This window comes from Mycobacteriales bacterium (assembly GCA_035690485.1).
GTDB lineage: Bacteria > Actinomycetota > Actinomycetes > JAFAQI01 > DASSKL01 > DASSKL01.
The window spans coordinates 35,500-43,531 of the sequence record DASSKL010000090.1; the positions used below are offsets into that span (position 1 = coordinate 35,500).

The 8,032-nt window shown below is 68.7% G+C and carries 11 protein-coding genes; 6 read left to right on the plus strand and 5 right to left on the minus strand.

The features are described from left to right. Window positions 1–143 precede the first annotated feature (143 nt). The 4 genes from VFJ21_13475 to VFJ21_13490 all read left to right on the plus strand — a co-directional run bounded on the left by VFJ21_13475 (window position 144) and on the right by VFJ21_13490 (window position 4,146). On the plus strand, window positions 144–791 hold the full coding sequence (locus VFJ21_13475) for a hypothetical protein (GenBank protein ID HET7408128.1): 648 nt from the start codon (window positions 144–146) through the stop codon (window positions 789–791). 1 nt (window position 792) lies between these two features. Next, window positions 793–2,943: an MMPL family transporter gene (locus tag VFJ21_13480; GenBank protein ID HET7408129.1), complete on the plus strand. Its 2,151-nt coding sequence runs from the start codon at window positions 793–795 to the stop codon at window positions 2,941–2,943. A 9-nt stretch (window positions 2,944–2,952) separates the two neighbouring features. Further along, on the plus strand, window positions 2,953–3,738 hold the full coding sequence (locus VFJ21_13485; GenBank protein HET7408130.1) for a class I SAM-dependent methyltransferase: 786 nt from the start codon (window positions 2,953–2,955) through the stop codon (window positions 3,736–3,738). Between the two features lie 234 nt (window positions 3,739–3,972). Further along, window positions 3,973–4,146 (plus strand): hypothetical protein, encoded by a 174-nt coding sequence (locus tag VFJ21_13490; GenBank protein ID HET7408131.1) that lies wholly within the window; start codon window positions 3,973–3,975, stop codon window positions 4,144–4,146. Here VFJ21_13490 and VFJ21_13495 read toward each other — a convergent pair. Beyond that, the gene (locus VFJ21_13495) at window positions 4,137–4,952 is read right to left on the minus strand and encodes a dienelactone hydrolase family protein (protein HET7408132.1); all 816 of its coding nucleotides are present in this window, start codon (window positions 4,950–4,952) and stop codon (window positions 4,137–4,139) included. The genes VFJ21_13490 and VFJ21_13495 overlap by 10 nt on opposite strands. A gap of 294 nt (window positions 4,953–5,246) precedes the next feature. On the opposite strand from VFJ21_13495, the gene VFJ21_13500 reads away from it, so the two are divergent. After that, window positions 5,247–5,459, plus strand: a complete 213-nt coding sequence (locus VFJ21_13500) for a DUF732 domain-containing protein (protein ID HET7408133.1) — start codon at window positions 5,247–5,249, stop codon at window positions 5,457–5,459. An 82-nt stretch (window positions 5,460–5,541) separates the two neighbouring features. Here VFJ21_13500 and VFJ21_13505 read toward each other — a convergent pair whose 3' ends face one another. Genes VFJ21_13505 through VFJ21_13520 form a run of 4 tightly spaced genes read right to left on the minus strand, consistent with a single transcriptional unit; the run spans window position 5,542 to window position 7,366 of the window. Beyond that, window positions 5,542–6,111: a phosphotransferase gene (locus tag VFJ21_13505; GenBank protein ID HET7408134.1), complete on the minus strand. Its 570-nt coding sequence runs from the start codon at window positions 6,109–6,111 to the stop codon at window positions 5,542–5,544. Continuing rightward, complete coding sequence (locus VFJ21_13510) at window positions 6,060–6,500, minus strand: VOC family protein (GenBank protein HET7408135.1); 441 nt, start codon at window positions 6,498–6,500, stop codon at window positions 6,060–6,062. Before VFJ21_13510 ends, VFJ21_13505 begins: the two co-directional genes overlap by 52 nt. A 1-nt stretch (window position 6,501) precedes the next feature. Beyond that, complete coding sequence (locus tag VFJ21_13515; GenBank protein ID HET7408136.1) at window positions 6,502–6,912, minus strand: VOC family protein; 411 nt, start codon at window positions 6,910–6,912, stop codon at window positions 6,502–6,504. Window positions 6,913–6,952: 40 nt separating this feature from the next. After that, entirely contained in the window at window positions 6,953–7,366 is a 414-nt protein-coding gene (locus VFJ21_13520) for a nuclear transport factor 2 family protein (protein ID HET7408137.1), read from the minus strand. Between the two features lie 58 nt (window positions 7,367–7,424). Between VFJ21_13520 and VFJ21_13525 the strand changes: the two genes are divergently transcribed. Then, window positions 7,425–8,032 (plus strand): TetR/AcrR family transcriptional regulator (locus tag VFJ21_13525; GenBank protein HET7408138.1); only part of this gene is annotated, 608 nt, incomplete at its 3' end.

Sequence of the window (8,032 nt, forward strand, 5' to 3'; positions counted from 1 at the left end):
TCGCTGGTCAATGCGGATGGCCCCCACTGCTGCGGAGGCTAACCCGAACCGAGCCGGAGGCTACCCGGCTTGGCCGGATTGCCTCGCGCCACGACCCTGGCACCGGCTCTCACCGCAACCGCACTGACCGACAAGGAGACCTCATGTCCAAACCCGCCCGCGCCGGGGCCGTCGCTCTCGTGGCCGGACCTGTCCTCGGCCTCGTCTCGATGCTCGTGCTGCCCACCCTGTCCGACGGCGGCAGCGACCTGGTCAAGGCACTGACGGCGCAGCACGGCGCGATGGTCACCGGCCTCACCCTGCAAACGCTGTCGATCCCGATCATGATCGCCGGACTGGTCTGGCTGGCGATCACCCTTGTTCCGCACTCCCCCCGGCTGGCCGTGGCCGGCGGCATCGCCGGCGTAGCCGGCGGGCTGGTGATCCTGTTCGAGGACGGCGTGGCCGACAGCGCCCCCTCCATCGTGAGCTCGCTCGACCCGAACCACGCGACGACGGCGCTCGACCGGATCAGTTCCAGCGCCGCCGCTTCCGTGGACCCGCTCGCCCTGCTCTTCGACCTCGGCGTCGCGCTGCTCGCGTTCGCTGCCGTCCGCGGTGGCGCGCCCCGCTGGATCGCGCCGACCCTCACGGTGTGCGCGTTCGCGCAAGGCGTCGGCTTCGGGTCGGGCGCGCGGCCGCTCGTCGCCGTCGCCTTCGCCGCCATGGCCGTGCTGCTCGGGCTGGTCGTGCGGTCGCTGCGCTCGTCCGACGTCTGGCACGCCTCGCCGCAGTCGGTCGCCGTCGCCTGACATGCACCGACTCGCCAGCGCCGTCCTGCGGCACCCGAGGCTCGTCGTCCTCGGCTGGCTGCTGCTGGCACTCGGCGGCGCGGCCACCGCCTCGCACACGATCGGCCGGTTCACCGACACCTACGCCATGCCGGCTCAGCCCAGCTACGAGGCCGACCAGCACGTCTTACGGCTCTTCGGCAACGGTGGCCAGCAGGAGCCGATCGTCCCGGTCGTGACCGCGCCGGCGGGGAAGACCCTCGCCGACCCCCAGCAGCTGGCGCTCGCGGCGGGCATTCTGGCCGCCGCGAGCCGCCATGCCGACGTACGCGTCGTCGACTACGCGAACACCCACGACCGCACGTTCCTCACCCGTGACCGGCGCAGCACCTTCGCGCTCGTCTTCACCCCCCGCAACAGCAAGCAGAACGGCCAGTCCAAGCTCGACCACACGCTGGCCGCCGCGGTCCGCCGGGCCGCGCCCGAGGGGTGGACGGTGCACGTCACCGGCATGCGCGAGCTCACCAACGCCGCGCCACCGAAGAAGAGCGCCGGCGTGGCCGCCGAGAGCATGATCGGTGGCCTCGGCGCGCTCGTCGTGCTCGTGGTCGTCTTCGCCAGCCTCCTCGTCGCGCTGCCGCTGCTCGTCGCCGCGATCTCGATCCTCACGACGTTCCTGCTGCTCGGCGGACTCACCGCCCTGACCGATGTCAGCTTCATCGTCGAGTACCTCGTCGCCCTGATCGGCCTCGGCGTCGCGATCGACTACTCGCTGCTCGTACTCACCCGCTGGCGCGAGGAACGGGCGGCCGGGCTCGACGCCCGCGCTGCCGCCCTCGCCGCGACGGTCGCCGCCGGCCGCGCCGTTGTGTTTTCCGGACTGACCGTGGCCGCGGGGCTGCTCTCCCTCGTCGCGCTGAACGTGCCGTTCCTGCGCTCCATCGGTTACGCCGGCATGCTCATCCCGCTCGTCTCCGTTGCGGTGGCGGTGACCCTCCTCCCCGTGCTCCTCGCGCGCGTCGGCGACCGGCTCGAGTGGCCACACGAACGGCGGGAAGACGCGGTCAGCACCACCTGGTCCCGGTGGGCAGCCGCCGTCTACCGGCACAAGATCGTCGCCGCCCTGCTCGGGCTCGCCGTCCTCGCAGCACTCGCGACGCCGCTGCTGGCGATCCGGCTCGGTGAGCCGCGCACCGCGACCCTGAGCAAGCAGGGCCCGGCGCGGACCGCACTCGACACGCTCACCCACGGTGGCGTCCCGAGCGGGGTCCTCACGCCCCTAGAGGTGCTCGTGCACGGTGACCCCGCGCCGGTCGAGACCCGGCTGCGCAGCGTGAGCGGCGTACACGCCGTGGTCGCGCCCGCGACGGCCCGCCGCGCGGGGACGGCCCTCGTCGACGTGCTGCCGGCCGCGGAGGCCGGCCAGCACGCCGGCAAGGCCACGGTCACCGCCGTCCGCGACGCGGTACGCGACGACCCGGCCGTCATCGGCGTCGCGGGGGTCGGCCCATCGACGGTCGACGCCGTGCATGCGATCTACGGCAACTTCCCGCTCATGCTCGCGACGATCGCCGTGCTGACGTTCCTGCTGCTCACCCGCGCGCTGCGGTCGGTCGCCCTTGCCGTGAAGGCGGTGTTGCTCAACCTGCTGTCGGTGGCCGGCGCGTACGGCGTGCTGGTGATGGTCTGGCAGTGGGGCTGGGGAAGCAGCGCGGTGTGGGGCGTCGACGCGACAGGAGCGGTGACGTTCTGGGTCCCCGTCTTCGTCTTCGCGTTCCTGTTCGGTCTGTCGATGGACTACGAGGTGTTCATCCTCGCGCGCATCCGTGAGGAGTACGACCGCACCGGCTCCACCGAGCGTGCGGTGGTGGAGGGGCTCGCCCGCACCGGACGCATCGTCACCAGCGCCGCAGCGATCCTCGCCCTCGCGTTCCTCGCGATGTCAACCGGCCCGCAGACCGACATCAAGATCCTCGCCACCGGCCTCGGCGCCGGCATCCTGCTGGACGCCCTCGTCGTCCGCAGCCTCGTCGTGCCGGCGCTGGTCGCGCTGTTCGGCCACTGGAACTGGTGGCTTCCCGAACGCGTCGCGCGCCGGTTACGACTGCATGACGATTCAGCGCCCAGCGGCCGCGGCGTGAGGGGTACGTCGAGGCAGGTGCTTGATCGTTAACGAGCCACTGTGTTCTGGCGCCGCTGGACAACTCGCCGCTCGCAGCCGGCGTTTTCGGGCGCGCCGTCACCGGAAACTCCTCCCGGCTGGACCCGCGTCAAGGGGCGGCGCAACTGGGTGGCCGACGCGGCCGTCCGGTGCCAGCCTGGCGTGGTGCCGACAGTTCCTCAGGACTACGACGCGGATCCCGCGCGGCGACGGGCTTGGATCGCGCCGCGCGACGTGCACGACATAGTGGCGCCAGAGCTGCTTGGGCCGGTGCTCGATGCCGGCTGCGGGGAAGGGCGGCTGGCAGCGCGCTTGGCACCAACGGTGCGATGGGTGGGTCTCGATCTGTCGCCGGCGCAGCTCGCTCAATGCCCACATCGGCCGGTCGTACGAGCGGACCTACTCCGGCTGCCCTTTGCGGACGAGACGTTCGCCGAGGTGACACACCTGTGGTGCCTGTACCACCTGGAGGACCCGGTTGAGGCGGTTCGCGAAGCAGCTCGAGTGCTGCGTCCGGGGGGTCGCTACTACGCCTGCACAGCAGCCCGCAACAGCGATCCCGAGCTCGTGCCGGAGGGGTATCCGCCGTCTCCGTTCGACGCCGAAGAAGCAGCCGCAATCATCGGCGGGGTCTTCGATGACTTGGACGCTGAGCGGTGGGACGGGCCGTTCTTCCCACTCGTAACCCGCGAAGAGGTGCGCGCCTACTGCAGGCACAACTACATCCCGCTCGAACGCGCGGAACATACGGCACTGCCTCTTTGGCTAACCAAACGGGGAGTACTGGTGCGGGCGACCAAGCGCTGACGACAGCGTGAAGGTGCCGAGTGCGTCGCCTTCGCCCGCGACGAGATCCTTCGAACGGCGCCTGTGCCGATCGCTCGGAGCGCATCAGATCAACTTCGAGGCGTTCGCTGACTCGAAGGCTGGCGGAAGGGTCCCTCGGGACAGCAAGTAGGGAACCGCTACCCGCTTGAAGTGGTGACGTTCGGCACTGGCCGATGGGCGGCCAAGAGGTGAGGCTCGAGTGAGGAGGAAGGGATGCGTCCGATGAAGACACCACTGCTCGCTCTCGCGGTCGTCCTCATGCTGTTCGGAGCGGCCATGCTCATCGCCGACGTTGTCGGCGTTTCAGCGCTTTGGATCGCCATCATCGCCATCGGCATCGCCGTTGTAGTCCTGCAGCAAGTCGGCGGCAGACCGAGTCACCGGTAGGTGCCGTTGTCAGCGGATGGCATCAGTTGCGCAGCTAGGAATGTGAGGACGCGGTCCAGTGCCGCACGGGTGGGGTGCTCGGGCTCATCGACGAGGTCGACGGTGAGCACAGAGTGCGCGCTCTGCGCGATGCCATATCTGTTGCCCGGCGATGAGTCGATCTCGATGCCCTCGAAGGCATCACCGAAGGCCGCGCGCAGGGCCTCGAATCGCTCTGCCGGGCACCCCTTGTCGTTCGTGAACCGAAGTCCCAGTACGCAGAGTCCTTCCCGCGTCCGCTGCTGAACGCGATGTAGGTCGTCTTCATCCAGACCAATCGCGGCCCGGCGGCGGTGGCCGATTGGCGCGGGCAGCGCGGGTTGGCTCATCACTGCCGCCTGCACGGACGGGTCGACTGCGGTGGCCAGAGCGAAGCCGCCGGTGAAGCACATACCGACGACTCCGACACCCACGCCGCCGCACTCCATGAACGCGCGGGCAGCAAGCCCGCGCAGCCAGCTCGCCACCCGGCTCGTCCGGTCCGCGAGCACGGTGAACTCTCGGGAGACGCACACGCGCGCCACCGACCGTCGAATCGCGCTACCAGAGAACGGCTCGCCCGGCTGACCAAACAGCGACGGCAGATAGGTCGTGTAACCAGCACCGATCAGTCGCCGAGCGAACTCCACCACCCCTGGATGGAGGCCCGGCATCTCGTGGATGACGACGACAGCCGGACCTGAGCCCTGCCGGTACACCGGGTGCGTCCGCCCGTCGTGTACGAACGTGAACAGGTCGAAGTCGTCCAGTGCGTTGGGCTCCTCCATACCGACCTCCCGGGGCCATCATGGCGCTAGTGCTGCTTTCGCGGGAGGAGTACGACGCCCTGCAGGAAACAGCGCCTCGTCTACCTCGTAGACGGCGGCGAAGTAGTGAGCCTCGGGCGCGCTACCAGTACTGATGTGCCGCTCTCACTCATCGCGCAGGGCCAGCGGCTTGAGTTCGGCGCTACGGTTCTGGCCGTGCATGGGATCGTGCGCGGGGCACCGCTTCTCCTGGCCCTGGCCATAACGCCTACGGCGTGCTCCGCCTCGCCGAAGTCCACGGAGTGCCTCTCGTCCATGCGCACGGTCGAGAAGAAGGTCCACGCGACTCATCTCACAGACCATCAGTTGATCGCGCTCGGCAAGACGATATGCCGCACCCTGTCCGTCGGAGAGCCCCACAAACAGCAAGTCGTTCTCGCCGACGCGCGTCTGGGCAGCGCCGTGACGGGCACCGCCGCCTACTTCCTGGCGATCCAGGAGTTCTGCCCCAACCAGGCCAGCCAGTAGGTGCCGTTCTCGCGCGGTCTCGGCCGGCGGCGAAATCGATCGAGAGCGGCACCCTCACGTCGCCGTTTTGACCTAGACGATCCTAGAAATCTGCGAGCTCGGCACGGGCGGTGAGCACGTCACGGACGGCGCCGTTGTCGACCAGCTTCTGAAACATCGGATCGCCGCCGCGGGCGAGTTGAAGAACGTTCTCGCAATGCGCTTCAAGTCGTCGATCGAGGACAGCTAGCAGGTCGGCGACCTGGCCCTCCCAGCCGTACTTCCCAAGCAGCAGCGCTAGCCGGCGGCGGCGATCACCGAAGGCACTGAATCCCTCGGCTGCTGCGACATGTCGGGCGTGAAGTGGCACCCACGCGCAGGCCGTAAAGGCCAGGTCCCATTCCGGAGCCCCTGGGCCGGCGAAGTCCCAGTCGAAGAACCCCGCCAGCCGGCCGCCGTTCCAGGCTGCGTTATACGGCGTCGCGTCGTTGTGACAGATGATCTGTCCCGGCGCGCACTGCCCTCCCATGCGCCAAGTGGCATCGGACGGAGGAACGAAGTCAGCCACCGCACGGTGGTAGTCGCGCAGCCATTCCGCCACCTGGGGCAGCGTCTCATCTGTCAGAGCTGGAGTGGCCGCATGGTCGCGACGGCGTGAGGGTCGGTGCGCCAGATGTCGGAGACGTCGGCGTAGAGCTCGATACTGTTGCCGTCTGGGTCGCTGGTGTAGATGCTATGGGCCACAGTGTGGTCGGCGATGCCGAGAATCGGTGCCCCGGCTCGGTCGAGGCTTTCCTTCGCATCGCGCAGGTCTGCGGTTGAGTCGCCGATGCGGAAGGCGACGTGGAACAGGCCGGGCGAGTCGGCTGAGGGGGGTGGTCCATCGCCGACTTCGACGATCGCGAAGTCGTGGTGGTTACCGAGGGTGAAGAACGTCATCGGCGGGGTTTCGAGGCGGGCCACGACCGGCAGCCCGAGAACGTCGCAGTAAAAGCGTTCGGCGGTCTCCCGGTCGCGCACCTTGAGCACGACGTGCCCGAGCTGCTGTACCTGCAGCGTCACGTCAGGCCGCCGGCAGACTGATCAGCTCGAGCTGAATGTTGTCGGGGTCACGGAAGGCCAACAGCGCCGAGCCGTGGACCGCTCCCGGCTGGATCCCGGAGTGCTCGACACCGAGCCGATCGAAGTGCCGCGCCCAGCCCTCGAGGTTGGCGCGGTCGGTGACGTGCAGCGCGAGGTGGTCGAGGCCAGGCCGGCGCTCGTCGAACTCCTCGTCGGCCTCGACAGCCCTGTGCCGGCTGAGGCCGAGCATCGCCCCGCTGTCGTGGCGAAGGATGACGCGTTCGAACCGATCGGTGGCGTAGCTGGTCAGCCTGGTGAATCCCAGCACGCCGACGTACCACTGCTCGGATTTCGCGACGTCGTGCACGTTGATGCTGAGGTGATGGAATCCGGTCCAGTCGAGTGCGTTCATCGGTTGGCCTCCTTGGTCGGGGCTCACTGGCTGGGTCATGTCAGGGCGCGGTGAGCTGGGCGACGATGGAGCCGCTGTCGAGCCAGACCTGCTCCCGGCTGATCAGCCCGTCGCGGAAGTCGAAGACGTGCAGGATGCCGAAGCTGACGCGCCGGCCGTTGCCGGGGATGCCGAGCATCTCGCCGATCACCGTTCCGGTCATGCGCTGCTCGAGGATCATCGTGTCGCCGTCGAAGTACCGGTGCCGTGCTTCCTCGCCTTCGGTGCGGAAGTTCGCCGTGAGGTGCTGGTAGAACTCTCGCGCCGCGGCCTTGCCCGTCACGGGCCCACCCGGCATCCCGATGTCGTCGTGCTCGATGTCCTCGGTGTACACGGCGACAGCGCCGTCGACGTCACCGGCACCTTCGGCCTTGAGGTGCCGCTCCACCAGGGCGATCATTTCGGCCCGCTCCATCGCATGTCCCTTCACCGATGCGAGCGTTCACTGCCCGCGATAGCGCTATCATCATGAGATGGCTGTCTCACGTCAAGGCCGGAGTCTCACTGAGTCGGGCCGGCTGAACCAGAAGACGCGCACCCGCACGGCCCTGCTGCAAGCTGCCGTGGAGCTGGTCCGCGAAGGCACTCCACCATCGATACCGGCAGCCGCCGAACGAGCGCTGGTCTCCGTCGCCACCGCCTACCGCTACTTCTCCTCCGCCGAAGACCTGTGGTGGGAGGCATCGACCTCCACCTACGAGCAGACGGTGGAACAGTCAGCACGGCAGGTGGAAACCGCCGGCACCGACCCGCAAGCACGGCTGGAAGCGCTCATCCGCAGCACCGGCTTTCTGATGCTCGACGATCAGCTGCCCTACCGCAGAATCGCCAAGAACGCGCTCGACCAGTGGTTTCGCCAACAGGCCGCACCCGACGAGGAGCGGGTACCGGTCCGCCAAGGACGGCGCAAAGACCAGATCCGGCAGGCCATCGCGCCACTCGCGGACCAGCTTCCCGACACTGCCATGGACCGCCTCGCCCACGCGCTCGGGCTGCTCGTCGGCGCCGAACCCATGATCTCCCTGATCGACGCGATCGGGCTCGACGTCCCCGAAGCCAAGCAGACGCTGCTCGACGCGGC